Genomic DNA, 19,457 nt, shown 5'->3' on the forward strand with positions numbered 1-19,457 from the left:
TATATGAAATTTAGGATTTTATAATATTATTTCTTCTTCTCATATACAAAGGTTATTCTCTTCTGTGCAGAGTCATATGTTAATTTTGCACCAAACGATTTCCCCGTTTTTTTCGATATAAAGCCTTGGATTGTATCTGTCATATTCTTTTCTAATAATTTCTTAATCTGGCTTGCTGTAATTCTTTTTTCAAGTATCATACCTGAAACGATGAAATCACAACCCTTTTTGTATTGTTCGCATAGATAGTTTGTTTTCCCTATAATAACTCTCCCCTGGCATAATGGACATTTACCTACCGTACGATCCTCTGCAGTTGGAAATTCAAAACAAATACTAAAGTCTGGCTTTAATCGAATGGCAGCTGTGAATTCTCCTTTTTCCCCACTAAAACCATTAATGAAGTCTGTTACATTACTATTTAATAGCTTCTTAATCTGACTATCCGATAATTTCTTACCTTTAATTTTAGCTGGAAACATAAAATTACATCCGTTTTGATGGTCTGAGCACCCGAAAAATGTTTTACGGTTTAGAATTTGTCCCTTTTGGCACTTTGGGCACTGACCTAGTGATAATTCTTCAGCTGTAGGTAAACTAAAACGAATTTCACCGTTTATGAATGATAGATAAGCAGAAAACTCTTTCCCATTTGATTTAAACCCTTTGATAACATCTGTTTTATTATCTTCAAACAGTTTTTTGATTTGTGCTGCAGGGATTGCTTTTTCTTTTATTTTTTTTGGCATGCCAATATTACAGTTCGGGTGATTGCTGCAACCGAAAAATTTCCCCCTATCTAAAATAATTCCATTTCTACAAGGACATTGGCAAACCTCTATTTGTTGCTTCCAGGTCTCTATTAAATTGTACGAAACGGTATCAGGAATTTTTATAATCTCTTGCGTTATTTTTCGTACAAACGCATTTGTTTGTACAATGAAGTCTTCATAACTCAATTCATTCTTTTCAATACGATATATCATCCCTTCCATTTCAGCTGTGTATAATGGGTCTTTGACTTGTTGGACAGGAAATTGCTCAATAAAAGCACGACCAATTGGAGTTGTCGTGATTTTCCCTTTTTCAATGGCTATATAGTTCTTCCCATGTAAAGCTGGGATAAAGGTTGCTTCGGTTGCAACGGTTCCAATTCGCTTTCCTTTCATCAGTTCTTTTAAATGTTCGTCATCAATTTTGCGTCCAGCTGTTTCCATGAAAGTCAGAATTGAGCTTTCTGTGTGTAGCGCGGGTTTCTTTGTTTTGGATTCAAGTAACTCAAAATCGCAGATTTGAAGTTCATGTCCTTTCTGCAGAATAGGAATTTTAAATACTTCCACACTTTCTTCTTCTTTTTCCTCTTGAAATACTTCTAGAAACCCTTTTTCCCTGAGTACACTTTCTTTTGTTTGATAGATATTACCCATTGAGTCAATAAGCGATACGTCTCTTACTAGATACACTGCAGAACGCATGAAATTACCCACAAAGCGTTTTACTACAAGATCATAGAGCTGTTTTTCAATATCAGGACGCTCTCCTCCCTTATATTGTTTTGTCGTCGGAATGATAGCGAAATGGCTTGATACAAGCTCATCATTGAATGTTTTATGTTTTGTATTAATTGCCTCAATATCTACTAATTGTACCAATGACGAATAGTGACTCGTTGCTAATGAGTGCATAACACCTTTCACACGCTCTACTTGTTCTGTAGGTAAATGCCTAGAAGAAGAACGTGGATAGGTAATAAATCCTTCCTCATACAAGTTCTGAATGTGTTTTTTTGCAGTTTCTGCATTAATCTGCAGCTGGGCGTGAGCATCTTTATATAAATCCGTTAAGTTATATAATAATTTAGGGTTCTTCTTTCGATTTCCTTCTTTAAATTCTTCCACCACGAGATATTGACCTTTCAAGTTTTCTCCCAAACTTCTTAATGGCGATGGGTTTAACACCTGGTCTTCTGTTTTCATAACCGGAGTAAGTCCTAAATCTGTAATTAGCTGCAGATGATAATAAAATTGCTCTCTATAGTTTTCAATCGCTATCTCACGTTGTCGTATCTCATGTAACAAACACATCTGTACACGACCAGAAGATAGCAGGAACTTATTCTGTGCTAATTTCGTTGTACATCCCCTCGTTATGTTCATACCTAATAGATAGTCCAGGTACTGCCTTGCTTTAGCAGAATACGCCAGCCCATCGTATTTTGATGCGCTTTCTAATCGATTGAGAGCTGCCTCTAGTTCTGCCGCTTCATAAGAGGATTTATATACACGAGATTGCTTTTTATTCACTCCTGCATATTCGTACACTTCCCTATAGATTAACTCTCCTTCGCGGTCCGCGTCACATATGTTAACCGCATGGTCAACATCATGTCGTTGCAGCAATTTAACAAGGATTTGTAATTGTTCAGCATTTTCTTGTTTCACCTTATAAGCCGGCTGATAAATTAAAGGTAAATGCTCTAACTTAAACACTTTATACTCTGGATCCATCTCTTCTGGATTTTTGAGTTCCAACAGATGCCCACGGCACCAACTGACAATATAATGATCATTTTCATAATAACCATAATAAGGTTTGCTCCCAATGTACTTTTGTGAGTGACGGAATCTTGGCGATTTCATAATTTCATTGGCCACTTTCGGTTTTTCCGCAATAAATAATGTTTTTCCCATAACTTTTTCCTCCTTAAACAAAAAAGGACACACCTACGCCATGGTTCTGCGTAGGTGTGTCCTTTTGCAATTTTCTTTTTTAATATTGGATTGATTTTATTATAACACATTGTATAAAGCAACAGATATACAGACTATGATGTTTGTAAAGAAAGCTCTTATTGAATCGCTTAAGCGTAAGAATGAGAAGTTAGAAGAAGAAAATAAAAAATTACGTGAGTAATTGAAAGTTGCTTATGCAGAGGTTTATAAAAAGTTCTAGCTTAGAAGGAATTTATTATTAAACAATCGGGCCATTTTGTTGAAGATCAGTAGAAAATTTTGAGATCTTAATCAAAATAGTAATTAATCTATCAAAGTTGTAAAATAAGGGTAAGAATAGTTCTGGGGGGATTTATATCAATTATAATGCTATTAATCTAAGCGAGAAACTGTCCAAATTCAGTGAACACTGGTCGCCCAAAGTAATTGGTGAAATGAATGACTATCAGTTTAAGTTAGTTAAGATTCTAGGAGATTTTGTATGGCATGATCATAAAGACACCGATGAGGTATTCATCGTGATAGACGGTGAGATGTCCATCACATTCCGTGATGGACAGGTTAAACTTTCCAAAGGAGAAATGTATGTGATACCAAAAGGTGTGGAGCATAAGCCTTATGCTGAAAAGGAATGCCATATAATGCTGGTAGAGCCTAAAGGTGTAGTCAACACTGGTGAAACTAATTCCAAACTAACTGCTGATAATAATATATGGATTTAAATCAATATTTCAATTACTTTCTTTGGATCAACATATAAAAGGAAGTTACATATTTTCCGCAATCGGGCTCGATTGTGGAGCAAGAAGTAAAGGAGTGATACATATTAGTCAATGACTAATATGTATCACTCCTTATTTTTTATGACTTTTTTTGATTTAGGTCTTAATACTGTAAATTAAACAACTTTATTGTCACTAAACAAATATATCTCTAATCATTCTTTTTCATCACAAAATCTTTTGGATTCCCTTTTAACTTGTAATACTTCTTGTTAAGACGAATAGCTACTATGGAGATTACTAAAAACCCTATTACATATAACATTGGCCTGTCTCCATTTCTTATTGTTTAGCGAACTTATTCTGTAAATACTTCACATGTTTCTTCTTTATATCCTTATCGGTAATATTTGCTCGCAATATAGTTTGATAGATATGCTTGACCTCATCTTTTGTTAGTTTCACATCATTATAGGATTCAATACATTTTTTTAGATTGTTATAATATAAGACATGTTTATCTTTAGAGTGAACATGTACTCTTTTTAGACTGCATTTTGGATGAAACGCAGCAATAGAGATACACGGCAGCTGTTGCTCCATAATCCATTCAATTGCTTTCGTATGTTTATAGTTTTGTCGAAATGGATTTTGAAAAGAGTGTTTCTTTCTAAAAATACCTTGTGTCCATCTCGCCGCCTTCTCATCTCCATAGATCCAGCCCTCGTAGTTCTTCGTCTCTATGACAAATACACCTGTTTCCGCGATAACAATATGGTCAATTTGCGTTGTATCACCATACTCCGTATGAACCGTCACATCATGTAACACATAATAGCTTTCAGGATTTAATTTACTTAATATACGTTTCATCAGTTTTTCTCCAGCTTTCCCTTTCCATTTAGGTACATGTTTTTTTACAACAATATTCAATGGAATCAGAATCGCAATGAGAATTAATTCGAATATCAATACTTTCATAATAAAAACCTCCTTTTCACACTCTTGCGTTTTTACGTATCAAACGATATATATACGTTTCTAATCCTAAAATAAAATATGAGATACATAAGCCTTTTATCACCATCTCTACAAATCCTAACGCTAATGAAACAAGGAGCCCACCCCGAAATTGAAACGGTCTTGTCACTCTTCGATTTACTGGTTTTTCAATAACACCAAAATTAGCCCAGGTAGGTAAACGCTTTTCCACATTCTTTACGGTACCCACTAATCCATATTTAAGCGACAGAATGAAACATCCAATTAGTAAATACACAATAGAAGAAAAATAGATAGATAGACCCATAACAATAATTGTGAGCAACCAACCTACCAAAATGGAATTTCGCAAAGCAATATATTCTCGATTTCTTTTCAAAACAAACAGTCCTTTCAAAATATATTAGGGTGTTTTTAACTGGAAAATATTTACATTTAATAATAAGCATGATATGATACGTCTATATTAAATTCAGAAATAGCCTAAAAAGGATTGTGATAGATATGTTAAAACTTGTAGTAGATAATACCGTAACAGAACCAGAAACAGATTCAGCTTTTTCAAACCTGTTCACCTGCAAAGACTGTGTATACTATCTTTCAAAATCGGATTCTTGCAGTCTAAAATTAGCAGCTGATTCAAATAATCCCCTTATCCCTTATGAGTGTGGGAATTTTGAGGAAACCTATGAAATCGGAACGGAAGATCCATTGAATTCACATATTCATCAACGACTTCGTGAAGAAAAAGCACAAATACTAGCTGAAAATTATCCAGCACAACCTTCTATTGATCCGATTCATAAAGAAGCAATATGGTATGGAACAGCAGATTATGGTTGTTGGATTGTAAATGATGCAAAGATACGTTTTGCTCTGGCAGAACAGGTTCCTTTCGGTGATAATAATATGTCATCTGAAAAATACGCATCTCCTTTCCCTTTACATGATCATGGAGCAAAAGAAGGTATTAGGCACTATATGTGCTGGTATGTAAACGAAAAAGGAATAGGCGAATACCATCTACTTATTGGTGGTGTCATCATGAAAATTGCAGAAGGAGTTAAAAAACTTGGATTCATTAATAATTAACCGTATTTATAACAAAAGAATGTTGGAACATACCATATTATTTAGTTTGGTACAGCTAGTACCGTTGATGCTATCTACTGGTATCATATATATATTGCTAGACCTTTCTGAATCTGAATGGAAAACCTGGTTTAGCTATGAAGGAATCTTTGTTCTCCTTTTCCTTATAACGAGGTTCCAGGTATTACAAAACAAGAATAGTATCATTTCTATGAAGCAGTACGAAAAATGGTTTTCAAAATTAAATATTTTCTTAATCTCCATATTCCTAGTATTGTTTGCATCAATACCAGCTCTATTAAAAATTGTTTTCATTCTACAAATGACTATTATTCTATTTTTATTAGAACGCTGTTGTTTGTATATTGAACGATTACCGATACATAATTTATATAGTGTAAAAGCGATTATTTGCGATAAAAAACAACTCAAAATCGAACGAATTATTCCAAATAATGAGGAGCACGGTACCCATACAGTTGAAACAAATGATGGCCAATACTTTTTATATACCGCTGTGTATTTGAGCGGCATATTATCACCCATTTCGCAGGAAGTATTTGAAGAATATGAAAGAAGAAACCATATGGTAGATAAAAGGTACTGAATGTTGATTCAGTACCTTTTCTTCTATGTATATGTATTTCTTTACATATTCGCAAATAACCATGGAGCGAGTACTGCTAACATACAGAGTAAACAAGATCCTGTTATGACACGATTGGACCAACGATAATACTCAGGTTGTTTCGTACTCTCATGAATTTTTCGTAAACGAATACCTGCAATTAACATAAATGGTGTAAAAATAAGTGCTGTTGATTTAAACAGGTCTAAAAAATCCGTAAAGATGTTCATAAACGAAACTACATCGGAACTGAATAAGAAGTACACACTTAGTCTCATCGCCATCATACTAACGAATGAAAAGATCATACTCCCTGTCGCCCACTTCATCCATTGACCATTCTTCGTAATTAATGCCATAACCATGACAATAACGCCTAATACGAAAGAGATAGAAAAGATATTTACCCCTACTTTAAAGGCCGGTGCATACATACCCTCAATTTTTTGTAGTAATGATGAACCGAATGAATCATCCTTCTCTGGTGTTTTGGTTCGATTGTTTAATCCCTCTTTAAAGGATGACGAAACATCATTCCCTTTTAATTCATTAAAGTCCACTTTTACAGATGCATGAGCTGCTTGTAAGGGGATAAGAAGTAAAACCATCAAAACAAGCGTACATAAGACTCCTATCATCCCTTTTTCTTGTTTCATCACACATCACCCGCTAATTTTGGTTTAACGCTCTTTAATTTGATTTGATTTCCTTCTGCAACATAATAGAGATCTGCTGAGTAATAGATATTTGCTTTTGTATATGCTCCCATAATTGCATTCGCGATTTCTTCCTTCTCTACTGCCATGTATGTTTCATTTTCATTATAAAATTCAATTTCAATTCGATTAATATTATTATTTAATACTGTAATATGTAACTCTTTTAAGCTATCTAAACGATTGCCTAATCCACACACTAACTTAAATACTTTATTTGCAATCGTTGGTGGTTTGACATAAGTCGTATTAAAATGAAGAGTTTCATCATCTATCACACCATCTTCCTCAACTGCACACGTCATAATGAAAGAATGATTTTGTTTTTCAATTTCTTGTTGACTCAACTTGCGATCAATGACATACTTCACGCTTGTTGATAGGTTTTCTATATATTCATCCAGTTCGGTATTTGAAATTTTAACCTCTGAGAATTCCGGAAAAATCATGTAAGCGTGTGTATTAGAACTACTTTTACTTACACGTAATACCTGGATTTGTTTCTTTTCATAGCGCACCGTTTGTTCTAATTTTTCTACTACGTTGTTGCTTAAATGATCGATTGCCATATATTATCACTCCTATTTACTTTGATAAAATTTTTTTCATACAATACTCATGATTTGATGCTATTTATTTAAAGCATTGTAATATTACGAAGAGTTCTCAATTCTCCTGTTCTAAGGCTGTTAATCACCTGAATCTCAAAACATTTTAATATTACAATGACGTACAATGTTTCATTATAGTCGAATATCCTTATATGGTGAATCATTCCGTCCCACTCATTTTTACAAAAACAAAAAAATATTTTGTCCTTGTAAAAATGAGTGAGAACCTAGTGTGTTTAATGCTATATAACTAAGAAAATACCAACTAGGAAATAGATTTATATACTCCCTAGTTGTCTATCACTCCACCCAACTAATGTATAGGAATAAGGTGAATCGACCTCTAATTCTATATACATTAGTTTATTTTCTGGTAATATCTCTCCCTCTGTATGTATCCAATAGCGCTTCCTATTAGACATATTCATCACACGTGTCAGTCCTTGTTCTCGTTCTATCACTTTTGCGGTCCACTTTACCACATTCACATCCTGCACTTCTGATACTTCTTGTTGAACAGGAAGGATAAGTTCTGTTTCTGCTGAAACCGGCAGCTGTTCTAGTTCTGGAAATGTATCTTCATATCCCAAGAATTCCTCTGGTGTATCCATATCGCTTGGAAACGGTATGTCCTCATCACTCAGGAAGGGGATATCATATACTGCTTCAGAAGCAGGAGTATGGTGAAAATCTTCAACATACTCCACTTCTTCTACAGCTTCAATTTCCTGTTCTAATTTGTTACTCGCTTCTTCACACAGATTCTTTTGAACAGATGTAGCAACTAAATCGTATATATTTGCTACATCCTTTTCTAAGGTAATTTCTTTTGTTGGAACAGTAACACGCTCTTGTTCCCTACCAATTGGTCTGTTTTCTCGCGGGCACCAATAAACGGGACGTTCCACCGGTGCCTGTTCCTTTTCTTTTTTCTTCGCTTCTTCTATTAGCATGTTTTTTCTGACTTTGCGAACTACAAAAAACATATAACAAAATAAAGCGATAAAAATCGTTATAAACATGATTTTCTCCTCTCGGTTATGCAAATAAATCGAACTCAAACTGTCCTTCGATTACTTTGCTTTTTCGTTTCCCTTTCTTTTTAGCAGTATCCACTTCAACAATCACTTCATCCCAGAATGCAATATCTTGTTTTTGAACCAGCATACGCTTATCTGTATTCAGTGTTGTTAATGTACGAATGATACCTTCTACTTCCCCATCTATTTCAAGTTCCCGTTTCTTCACTTGAACACCAGGTACTTTCCCTTGTTGAATAAATTCAACAGCCTTTTGTACAAATTGGGCATCTTTCATAAATGCAACATCCATTGTTCCTGGTAATTGTTCCACCCAGTTCGTAAATTGCATTTCAATCGATTCAAACACAGGTGTAATCACATTACCGATATTTGCAAGAACTCGTTTCGATTCTTCTGATGCCGCTTTAGTCCATTCTTCTGTTGAGCCTTTTAATTGGTTCCCACTCTTAATGTTTTGAATTAATAAAGTCTGTAAATCCCCTGTATCACCGAGCATTGCATTTAAACCATCACTTGTCGCATCACCATTCATTGCTTCAGAAGCTTTATTCTTCTGAGCTATCAACTGTGCCATTTGCGCTTGGAAAGTCTCTCGATATCCAAGGTAGAATGTTCTACATTGATTGGTTTGACCAATACGCCAATGTCTTCTTGCTGCCTGATTTAATGTGAATAAGCTGAATGATAATTGATAAAAAATCAGGGTCGGTGTTGCCAATAAATCGAGGCCAACTTTCACAAGTTCTTGCGAACAAATGATTACATTCACACCGTTTTTCACTTGCTCTTTTAGCCATTCACTACGTTTTGGCGGAGTAACTGTATTGGTACGGAGAATAGCTACTTTCGCACCAGGTACTTGCTCTGCAACCTTCTGTAAACGAGGCTGAATGTCTCGCTCTTTCACTGTAGATCCTGTATCAGATACATAAATGATAGTTGGACGCCCTTCAGAGATTTCAGTATGCAATATTTCTTGCAATTTCTTCTCCTTCGGCTGCATACAATCCTCATCGAATCTATATTCTGCATTAGACCAAACAACATTTTTTTCATTCCCATCTAAGTAATAGTTAGGATAACGATTCATGTTATCTGGGTATGCATTTCCTGTACGAATATAAGAAAGCCACAATTTGCCGACATCTGGTGTACCTTTCGCTGCCTCAATTGCTTTTTCAAATGACTCTTTCATATGCTCATAGGCTTGTTTTTGCTCTTCAGACATATCAACAAGAATCGTAGGTACATTGATTAGCTCAACTGGATTTGGCCATACATCTTTTAAACGTACATTTATTGTTGTATCCATTAAAAATTGGGTAAACACATACGGTGAAATACCAGGTACTACTTTAGTTTTATCTAGCATTCCTTGTGCACCACGCGAAGCTACATTGGATACAACTTCACCATCATGGTAATATGTTCTCTCGATGTTTCCGTAAGTCTCATTCCAATCCATTAAAGAACTATATTCAAACCCACTCTTCACCATCTTAGAAGGATATAAGCGCCATAACGTATAGAACACATCACTCGCTTTTCCTCCGAAAAGAGTTCCTGTTCCACCTACAAATTTCTTACAAACTTTAACTAAACTTCCCAGGGCAGTTCCTTGTGCAGTTTCACTTTTCAGCTCATGTATCTCATCAGCGATAAGAGCATCAAAGAAATGCTTCATTTTTCTACGAATATACTCAACAGTAGCTACCTTTCGATATGCTCGCCCTGAGTGTTTCGCATCATAAGGTTTTACACGATTCTCTAACTCTAGTTGTTTTTGTAACGGTTTATTTCCTTCTTTAATTGCCTGTACTAATTTATCCTCATATTTTGTCCAATCTTTAAAACTTGCATATTTTGTTTTTACTTTTGGACTCCAAATATACGATTTACAATCAGTACATACACTATTTTTATTTGTTTTAGAATCTAAGTCGCTTGCTGTAAATTCTTTATATTGACAGATTTCCTTTTGTTCACCATTGGCTTGTTGCACCATGATAGAAGACGTCTTTTTACGTAACTTAGCACCACAATCCGAGCAGTAGTAGCCCTTCTTATAATATCTTTGCACCTCTTCTTCCGATTTTTTAGAAAGAGAAGTCTGCTTATAAGGGAATGGCATCTGTTTAATAGAATCTCCTCGCATTGTTGTAAAACTAATGACAAAGAAGGTTGGTTTTTGTGGTTTTGGTCTTCCAGCCTGAATCCAAGATTGATGAATTCGAATCAGATCCTCTGTGCGTTTAATAAGATGTATCTCTGCGTCTGGTAATAAGTGTCGTATTTCTTCTTTTGCCCACTTCTCAGTAAGTGTCGGTGGAACAAATACACATGTACGATACCCTTTTTGTCCTTTTAAATGAAAATAGCCATCTACTGCAGCTGTCATCATTGCACTTTTGCCCGTGCTCATTTCACCCTGCAAGATGATTCCCTTTTGTACTTGTAATGCTTTTGCTGCACCTGTTGCTACATGTGCCTGTACAGGGAATAATGGTCTTTGGTATGTATCAAAATGAGATAGTGCCTGATCTTTCATCGGTTGATGTAAAGGCTCATCTAATTTTGTTACCTTATCGAGCATGACAGGTGAATACTCCAATAGATATTCATTTAAATCATTGATTTCATTGATTTTTTCACCTGTACCTTCTTGAGGAAATTGACATTTTCCAGACCGGATCATCTCTGATAAAAACTCTTTACAATCCTCTTCTTTTAATACGACTTGTGCAATCGTTAGAGAAGAAAACTCATTCTTATCGAAATATACCTCTAATGGTTGTAACAGATTTCTTGTTAGCATCTCCTCATAAATTGGCTTCGCCCACTCTTCTAAAATCGGCAAGCCGTACGGAGGAGCCATTAAGAAGTCTCTTACTTGCATTTCTGGTGCTTCGTCAATTGCAACAATATACTTTTCTTCTATTTCCTTAGAAAACGCAATAATTGCCTTTTTTCTATTTGTTGTTTGTGTATTAATAAACTCAAATTGTCCTGTCGAAATTACATTCATTTTTTTACCTAACGCATAATATAATTCTTCTTTTTGTCCCTCTCCAAAATACAAGCGACGTGTACCCATTGATATGGCTGCTCGGAATGACTTTAATGTACTATCATTCCCTCCTAATACTGCAAATTGTATTTGGTGATGACGATTTACTGCCATAGCAAAGCAAAAAGCAGTATGTGAAGCAGTAGCCGTCTCTAATTGCAACATCGCTGGTGTTTGTTCCTGGTCAAATGTATGTTGTTGAATCATTTCGTTTATCATAAGTTTCCCTCCTAAAAATAAAAAACGCACCTTATTCGATACGTTTCATGTCCTACTCATATAATTTATTGTTTAAAAATCTATAAACTGTTTCCACTCTGGTAATGATTGTTCAGCTACAGATAACATATCGCCTACACCCTGGAATAGTGAGAATTGTTCTAGCACTCCCAAATGTGTACCTGTACTGAATTGAGATGCACATAAGCAAATGACCGTTAGAACGATAGCAATACGAAACATACGATTACTAAATTCCCATACGATAAATAATGCTCCTATTCCTAATAGTACAGACATAGCCTTCTTCCTTTCCTAGACAAGTTCTTTGACTTCACCAGTTGGTGTTGCGATGATAAATTTCGCGCGGCGTTTTTGTAAAACAACTTCTTTCGTTGTTGTTTCCAATTGCTCAAATGAATTTTCATAATACACATTTTCTGATCCACGAACTGCATGGAGTGTATCACCTTCACCAAGCAAACCGTCTGCCACACCTGTTATCAGCAATAGTCCTAATTGTCCAGAAGCAATCGGCATTTTTGCTCTTTCAGCATCTGTTTTCTCATCTTGAAGTGAGTAACCATTCCCTCTATTTAAACGCTTCTTAAATGTCGAGATACCTTCCGATTTCCCCACACCTTCATAAGCACTTTTATAATCCACTCTTGATGTAAAAATTAGTTTGTTTTGATGACGTAATTCAGGTATAGCCCAATCCTTACGATTTACCATTTCTGCTAATGTATTTACATGTTTTTTGACGAAAGTAAGGTCAGACATGTTTTCACAGAAATTAGCGAAACGATCGTTGAAGTACGTGTCATTTTTCGTAGCAGCACGCTTACGTCCAACGAAGACACACTGTTTAAATGCATCGAACTCCTTATTTTCATCACCAAAACGCATCAAGCCTATTTCCTCATAATTTTTTGCTAAGAAATAACTAATGTCGTCTCTAGCAAATCTGTCGTAAGGAATGACGTACACCATAACGCCACCTTCTTGTAAATAATGGTGAGCACGCTTTAGGAAGTTGAACTCCATTTTCTCTGATTTTGTATTTTCTGTACGAAGCTCCGTATTATAAGGAGGATTTAAAAAAATAAGCGGAAAATAGTCATGACTAATCATCATACTTTCAAAGCCCGAGCGTACCACTACATCTAATTGCTCTTTTGCTTTTCCATATCGATTTGCATCTAGTTCCACGCCATATGTATCAAGTTGTATTCCAACTTGCTTCACCTCGTCTGCAAAACTTCGTAAAATTGTACCTTCTCCACAACATGGATCAAAGCAAGCATAAGCTCGCCCTGATTCCATTTGTAATAGTTGTATTAAGTGTTTCCCTTCAGTTAGTGGTGTTGGATAAAATCCAGCCGCCAAATCATTTCCTATACGCATAATAATTTCCCTCCGAGTTCTTTTTTACAATAAAAAAAGGAAGATCCAAGTATATACATCACTTAGTTCTTCCTTTTACCCTCTATACACTACCTCGACTTGCTTAAAATGGTAGTTCATCATCTATAATCTCCGATAGCTCTTCCATACCAGCAAAAATATCATCCGGCTCTTGGGATTGCTCTCTCGTCTCCTGCTCTTTTGGATTATCTACTACTGTCCAAATGTTATCTTTTTTCATATTTATATCCCTCTATCCTTCTTATTTTTCAGTTTCATAAACAACTTCCTCGTAATCAAAAAAATAATCTTTCATCTTACGTAGGATTGTACGAAACTTCGGTTCAGCTACGATCTTTGTACCATGATAAAAACTTTGTTGCCCGACAAAGCGCCATAGGATGACATAGCCTTCTTTTGCCTCTTGGATGCCTTCAATAAATAAAGCTATTTCGTGAATGGCCACCTTTTCATTAAGAGTGTCTGGTTTAAAATATTGAAATTTACCATCTGGTAGTATAATTTCAGCTTCAAAACAACCTCTCATTTGATTTACTCTTGCTCTGGATTCAGATGACATCGCTGGTGTAGCATATGACTTCTGATTTTTTTCCATTCGTGTTTTATGTTCCTCTACTGTTGGTACTAGTCTTAAGTGTCTACAATCTTTTTTCATTTTCATATCTCCTCTATTTTGTAATTTGTTATAATTCATAACCCCGCCTGCAAACTTGAAGACAACACAAAAAGGGCTTCTTCAAGTCGATTAATAATGTGCATAGCAAAACAAGCTATATATACACTAATCGGCTCAAAGAAGCCCTTTCAAAATTGAAACAAGACGCAACTTGCTTCTACAACTCAACCACAACACAAAAAGGTGTGGGAATAAACGGAATCAAATAAACTAACAATATACTTATATATTACACAATTAAGATTATAGTATCAAGATGTTTTTTATCTCAAAAACCATATATTCCAATTCATCAACAACTCTTAGAATATATCCTAACTATCAATATAATGTCCGCTGTAAGGAATTTTTAATGATTCCCTAGTTCTTCACTAGTAGAAAATTAAATTAAAGGAGATGTTTACGATTATGTTCAAACAAATGAAGGAAGCTAAAAATGAGATTTTTCTAATGTGGATTCTATTTTCTCTATTTTTTATAATGCTTTTCTATGATGAGAAAACTGCTTTACTTACCACATTTCTGTGTCTATTTGGTCTACTTGCAAAGAATATATTCTCTCAGAAAGCATAAAGATTACATATAAAATTATACAGAATGTTACAATTATATTGGTTCTAGAAATAATATAATTGTGAAACGGAGGGATTATATTGGCTATTTTGGGCAATTTAAAAGATTTAAAGAGTGATATGGAGAAAAAGGGTTGGTGTATTGATTCATTCCTATTTAAATATAAAACTCAAGAGTTTATTGTACTGGTGAAATTATACATTGAAGGTAAAGGACCCGTAAAACCTAAGTATGCATTAGTACAGCTGGAATTTTTAAAAAAGGGGAATATTAATGATAGATTACTCGTTCCTGCCAATTCAGCCTCTCTTTTAACTGATGCTAGTATATTAAGAGATTATTTTGGTATTGATTTTGGAACCGGTGTTGGAGATGCAATTCAATCATTTTACCGACAACTCTCTCTTTATATTCCTACGGAAGTGAGTACAAAGAAAACAACAGATCAAAAAGCAGCTATTGTAGAATCACTCAGTACAAGTGATAAAGATGATCCGAATAAAATCTACTGTTACAGTGTGAGAAGAAATCCTGAAAAACCAAGTGGTGGATATGGAGAACGCAGTCCATATAACGATAATAAAGCGAGAATTTTACGACCTACACTATATAAGAAATTAAAAAACGATATACATTTGAGCTTTAACTTTTCAACTGATCCTGAAAAATGTGAAGATAATGACACCATTCTGCATAACTGGGCCAAAAATAATAATATATAGTAACAAAAAATATTACATTACTATTTTCTTTTAAACCTATACATTTATAAAATAATACATACTAAAAATGTAAAAAGATAAAAGCCTCGCTACATTTGATTGTAGTGAGGCTTTTATAAGTTGTTTATTTTCTTTCCATGTATATTTCTTATAAAAAAATAAAGGAATACCGAACCAAGTTTTAATTGATTCAATATCCCTTTAATTAAACACCTCATATAGGCATTACATACCTAATTGTTATTCTTTATATATATATCCCTTAAAAAATTAAAATCATTTTCCACGAATTTATTACAAACTTGATTCGCCAATTCGAAAAGTTCTTTTTCCTGAGCAGCATATAAATATTCAATTAAGTATTGTAATTTTTCTTCAGGAAAGTGTTTGTGTGGCGTGAGGTCACGTACTAAAAGTTCCAATAATTCTCCAATAATTTTTCTTTTATTAATATTATCAGTTTCTTTAATTTTCACATATAACAGTTCAATAACTACATCAAAATAATTATCAACAAAAGGTATTGCACGTCTAATTAAATCACAATTTGTTTCATCAATATCATCAAATTTACTTGTTAATAATATTGATTTTGATAAAAGCTTCTTATCTTCTTGGATAAAATCTTCAATTTCATACCCATTATATTTTTGGTAAATTTCCTTCCAAAAGTCAAGTATCCTCTGTTTCTCATCTACTTTTAACTTGTCATTTTCTATGAAACAAAATACATCAATAAATTCCTTTATAAAGTCATAATTCCATGAATCCATGACTTTACGATAAAGGTTTTTTTCAACCTCTCTCTCATAATCTCTTAAATATACTTCAACTAAAACCTTTGCTAATCTTGTTTTAATTTCTTTTTCTTTAAAGCTATAATCAATAGCGGATTCATAGTGTTTTTTCATTAAAATATAGATATCTTCATTAATAATTAAATTATAACTATATCCTTCAAAAAAAGCTTCCCATGATTTACTTTTTAATTTAATTGAATTGATTCTATCAATTGTCCATTTCCTATCCAAATCTAAGAAGTTTGCCAGCTCCATTCCCAATAAGCTGTATGCTTCTCCAACATCAAGTTCTAGATACTCATTATAAATTGAATTAAAATCATTATCCCATTTATTTTCCCATTCCATATTTTTATTTAATACCGACATTTTTAGCAGTGCCTCTAACACATTTCCTTTAATTGAATTTAAGAAATATGAAATGCTATTATCGTTTGAATTACATTCCTCTAAATCTATGATTTGTTTAAATACCAACAATAATATCTGCTTTGCCTTATTGTAATGCTCGTGATTAATTGCCCGTTCTTTATTTTCAGATCCTGTGATAAACAACTTACAAATAATTATTATAATGGATTTATAATCAAAACCACTTTCATTCTTATTAATTAGTAAGTCACCATGCCAGAATTCTGTTCTGTTCATATAAACTGAAATAAAATTCAATAATTTATTCCAATCCATAGATTTTTGTTCTTTCCAAGCATCACACAAACCAAATATTATTTGATAAATATAGTAATAATCAGTATTAATAAAGTGCTTTAAATCCTCCACTATTTTATCTGGGTTCTTCCTAGAAAACTCTCTAATTGCTTGTCCCAAGGAAGAAACAGTTGTTATGTTTCCATGCTTGCTTTCTTTATACTCCCTTAAATATTTCGCGATTTCTTTGTTGCTCATATTTAAAAGTTCCTCTTGGCTTAATGGAGATACGATTCGAACGAATTTAGATTTTTTCACTTTTGCTTTCGAGTTTAGAGCAGGGTCCACTTTTGTTTTTTCTTTTAATTTTAAATATAATTTTTCAAATGAAGGAATATGCCTTAACGCTTTCAGCCTTTTCTGTTTCCATGCATTTATATCCTTACCTTTTATTTCATTAGGTACTCTTTCTATTAAATATAATAATATTCTTTCTTGGTCATTATTTAGATTTTCTAATTGCTCTAGTATTACTTTTAATTCCGATTCTAAATAATACTCTTGAAAAACAATAGTTCCTTCACTTTGTTCAAGTGTGCTCCAAAATATATCATTATAGTTCACAAAGTCATTTCCTATGACATCTAATAATATTTTTGTGAATAAAAGATATTCCTGATTTTTTAGTTCCTCTAGCAATGGCTGCATTTGTGGCCCTTTTTTGTAATTACATAAGTCTTTAAATAAATAAAGTATTAACTCAAAACCATTATTATATGAGTTCCTAGTTTCATACTGTAAGCTCATCATTTCCTTATAATTGATATCAACATATATCGATTGAATGGCCTCTTCTATCTTCGTCTGCAATTTATCTTTACTAAACTTAGTGTATATCCACTTAGTAACTTGCTCCATAAACCTCTCTATCCCGTTTTCTTCTATAGTATTCTCATGTTTAATTATCTCATGTTCAACTATTCGAGTTATATATTCCTTTTTTATTTTAGCTATTTCAAGTGTGTATGGTTTCTCACTATATTTAAACTCAATTTCTCTTTCCGCCTTACCAAGATACTCTTTAAGCTGTTGCATAATCTTCTCTAATAACTGCATAGAACATTTTTCCGCAATTTTTTTTACTGTATCATTAGTAAATATTTTATAAAAATAATTCTTCCCAAGTTTGACTTGATTCTTTTCAAAATCAAGACTTACTAAACATTCAATAATTTTTTCTGCTTTCTTTATATCTTCTGGTTCCGGAGAATTTAAAAACTTATGTACTAACTTTTTTCCAATATTATAGGAAATATACTCTACGGAAAACATTGATTTTGTCCACATGTTAACCGTATCAAGAAATTCTAGATTAATATATTTATTTGGGATTTTTTCTAACACATCGACAAACTGATTCCAAACACGATAATTATCTATATACATTTCCTCTTTATTTCTATAAAAAGAAATAGATTTTATTATTTCTAAAATATCACTTATGTCTTCATCAGTTAAATCATGTTGATTTACTAACTTCCTTAAGTACTCACCTTGTTCCCAATATGGGATTCTATATCCATTCTCAACCTTTTTCGGCTGTGGAACATCTTCAGAATCAAAGAAACCAGCATTTGCTAACTTTTTTAGCCATCTCTTTCCATTAACATTTTTGAAAAAGTATAATGCTAGAGCTTCATTTTTTTCAATTTCTTTTATTACAGACTTATACCTTACTTCAAAAACTGCATCATCACATTTCATAACATCATCTATGGATCTTGTTTTACTGATGAAATCTTTTCCTCCACTCACTTCCCCTAATACCTTTGACCATTCATCAATTATAGGAATTAATTGGTCATATCTACCTCCACTTGTATCATAAGGAATTAACTCTACTCCAAAAGAGCTATAATACTTCCCATATAAATCAGTCATTTTATGCTTTTCTTTATTTGTTGGGAATAACATATAATGTGTCATGGTGTGACTTGGATTATTAGTTTTAGATAACATATATTCTAAGATTTCAAATTCTTCCAATCCATATCCCAAGAATAATACGACATAATTCGAATTAAATACCTGATCTAGGAATACCGAAACCTCCGGATGACTCTGTTTAGAAATAGTCCCATAGCGTTTTAAATAATCTTGCACAGTAACTAACATACTTTCTTCTTTTTTCACACTTCCATGAATATGAATTACATTCCCATTTTTAAGTTCCGCCTCTAATAATTCTGTATGATCTATAATTACTTTTTTTTCAGGACTCTGCTCTGCAAATTTACTTTTCTCACCCAAATCCATACTGCTTATAACTTTTTCATTATCAGATTGTGGTGTAGCTAAAACATCTAAGCATTCATCGTAATTTGTAGTTATATAAATAGCTTTCATTGAGTATAACTTCTCATATATCGCTTTATACTTTTCGTTTTTCTCAAACTTAAATATCTCATTTGCCGACTTAGGACTGATCTTTTTTTCATCAAAAAGCATTTTACAAATTGTTAATAATTTTTTTGGATCTTCTTTTTCCAGCTGTTTATACATTTCAGCTTCTATTACCCCTTTTTCAACCGCATCCGTAAGCATTTCTAAAGCATAACCATGCCATGAGGGAAGATTAAGCAATCTTGATACGCCTGCACCTACAAAAATTATAAGATTGCCTGTTTTTGCAGCTTTAATTATATCCTCATATTTATTAATATCTGGAATTTCAAATTCTTCAACCATATTTATTCCTCCCTAACTAAAGTCTATAAA

Annotated in this window: 16 protein-coding genes; 4 read left to right on the plus strand and 12 right to left on the minus strand. The window is 33.5% G+C overall.

Going from position 1 to position 19,457, the window contains the following annotated elements; translation table 11 throughout:
* Nucleotides 1-26 precede the first annotated feature (26 nt).
* Entirely contained in the window at nucleotides 27-2,690 is a 2,664-nt protein-coding gene (locus AC1DKZ_RS16675) for a type IA DNA topoisomerase (protein ID WP_476996650.1), read from the minus strand.
* 398 nt (nucleotides 2,691-3,088) lie between these two features.
* Here AC1DKZ_RS16675 and AC1DKZ_RS16680 point away from each other — a divergent pair, with 398 nt between their 5' ends.
* The gene (locus tag AC1DKZ_RS16680; protein ID WP_476996713.1) at nucleotides 3,089-3,454 is read left to right on the plus strand and encodes a cupin domain-containing protein; all 366 of its coding nucleotides are present in this window, start codon (nucleotides 3,089-3,091) and stop codon (nucleotides 3,452-3,454) included.
* A gap of 342 nt (nucleotides 3,455-3,796) precedes the next feature.
* On the opposite strand, the gene AC1DKZ_RS16685 is transcribed toward AC1DKZ_RS16680, so the two are convergent.
* Both AC1DKZ_RS16685 and AC1DKZ_RS16690 read right to left on the minus strand, forming a co-directional pair.
* Nucleotides 3,797-4,435: a nuclease-related domain-containing protein gene (locus tag AC1DKZ_RS16685; RefSeq protein WP_476996651.1), complete on the minus strand. Its 639-nt coding sequence runs from the start codon at nucleotides 4,433-4,435 to the stop codon at nucleotides 3,797-3,799.
* 16 nt (nucleotides 4,436-4,451) lie between these two features.
* Nucleotides 4,452-4,835, minus strand: a complete 384-nt coding sequence (locus AC1DKZ_RS16690) for a hypothetical protein (protein ID WP_476996652.1) — start codon at nucleotides 4,833-4,835, stop codon at nucleotides 4,452-4,454.
* A gap of 125 nt (nucleotides 4,836-4,960) precedes the next feature.
* Between AC1DKZ_RS16690 and AC1DKZ_RS16695 the strand changes: the two genes are divergently transcribed.
* Complete coding sequence (locus AC1DKZ_RS16695; RefSeq protein WP_476996653.1) at nucleotides 4,961-5,548, plus strand: hypothetical protein; 588 nt, start codon at nucleotides 4,961-4,963, stop codon at nucleotides 5,546-5,548.
* Nucleotides 5,529-6,155, plus strand: coding sequence for a hypothetical protein (locus AC1DKZ_RS16700; RefSeq protein WP_476996654.1), 627 nt, complete (start codon nucleotides 5,529-5,531; stop codon nucleotides 6,153-6,155). Before AC1DKZ_RS16695 ends, AC1DKZ_RS16700 begins: the two co-directional genes overlap by 20 nt.
* Nucleotides 6,156-6,196: 41 nt before the next feature.
* Here AC1DKZ_RS16700 and AC1DKZ_RS16705 read toward each other — a convergent pair whose 3' ends face one another.
* The 8 genes from AC1DKZ_RS16705 to AC1DKZ_RS16740 form a co-directional block, all read right to left on the minus strand.
* Nucleotides 6,197-6,832 (minus strand): hypothetical protein, encoded by a 636-nt coding sequence (locus tag AC1DKZ_RS16705; protein ID WP_476996655.1) that lies wholly within the window; start codon nucleotides 6,830-6,832, stop codon nucleotides 6,197-6,199.
* Entirely contained in the window at nucleotides 6,832-7,461 is a 630-nt protein-coding gene (locus AC1DKZ_RS16710; protein ID WP_476996656.1) for a hypothetical protein, read from the minus strand. The genes AC1DKZ_RS16705 and AC1DKZ_RS16710 overlap by 1 nt, the downstream gene beginning before the upstream one ends.
* Nucleotides 7,462-7,781: 320 nt before the next feature.
* Nucleotides 7,782-8,525, minus strand: a complete 744-nt coding sequence (locus AC1DKZ_RS16715) for a transposase (RefSeq protein WP_476996657.1) — start codon at nucleotides 8,523-8,525, stop codon at nucleotides 7,782-7,784.
* 16 nt (nucleotides 8,526-8,541) lie between these two features.
* On the minus strand, nucleotides 8,542-11,832 hold the full coding sequence (locus AC1DKZ_RS16720; protein ID WP_476996658.1) for a DEAD/DEAH box helicase: 3,291 nt from the start codon (nucleotides 11,830-11,832) through the stop codon (nucleotides 8,542-8,544).
* Nucleotides 11,833-11,904: 72 nt separating this feature from the next.
* Nucleotides 11,905-12,132 (minus strand): hypothetical protein, encoded by a 228-nt coding sequence (locus AC1DKZ_RS16725; RefSeq protein WP_476996659.1) that lies wholly within the window; start codon nucleotides 12,130-12,132, stop codon nucleotides 11,905-11,907.
* A gap of 15 nt (nucleotides 12,133-12,147) precedes the next feature.
* Nucleotides 12,148-13,239 carry a DUF6094 domain-containing protein gene (locus AC1DKZ_RS16730; protein WP_476996660.1) on the minus strand — a complete coding sequence of 364 codons (1,092 nt, stop codon included), beginning with the start codon at nucleotides 13,237-13,239 and terminating at the stop codon, nucleotides 12,148-12,150.
* A 103-nt stretch (nucleotides 13,240-13,342) separates the two neighbouring features.
* Nucleotides 13,343-13,480: a hypothetical protein gene (locus AC1DKZ_RS16735; protein ID WP_476996661.1), complete on the minus strand. Its 138-nt coding sequence runs from the start codon at nucleotides 13,478-13,480 to the stop codon at nucleotides 13,343-13,345.
* A gap of 21 nt (nucleotides 13,481-13,501) precedes the next feature.
* Nucleotides 13,502-13,915, minus strand: coding sequence for a DUF6018 family natural product bioysynthesis protein (locus AC1DKZ_RS16740; RefSeq protein WP_476996714.1), 414 nt, complete (start codon nucleotides 13,913-13,915; stop codon nucleotides 13,502-13,504).
* A 674-nt stretch (nucleotides 13,916-14,589) separates the two neighbouring features.
* Between AC1DKZ_RS16740 and AC1DKZ_RS16745 the strand changes: the two genes are divergently transcribed.
* A complete protein-coding gene (locus AC1DKZ_RS16745; RefSeq protein ID WP_476996662.1) occupies nucleotides 14,590-15,231 on the plus strand; it encodes a DUF6037 family protein in 642 nt (213 codons plus the stop codon).
* 233 nt (nucleotides 15,232-15,464) lie between these two features.
* Here the strand turns inward: AC1DKZ_RS16745 and AC1DKZ_RS16750 are convergent, their stop codons facing one another.
* On the minus strand, nucleotides 15,465-19,427 hold the full coding sequence (locus AC1DKZ_RS16750; RefSeq protein WP_476996663.1) for an SIR2 family protein: 3,963 nt from the start codon (nucleotides 19,425-19,427) through the stop codon (nucleotides 15,465-15,467).
* Nucleotides 19,428-19,457 lie beyond the last annotated feature (30 nt).

The sequence above is a fragment of the Bacillus sp. 05T21 genome (genome assembly GCF_056396785.1).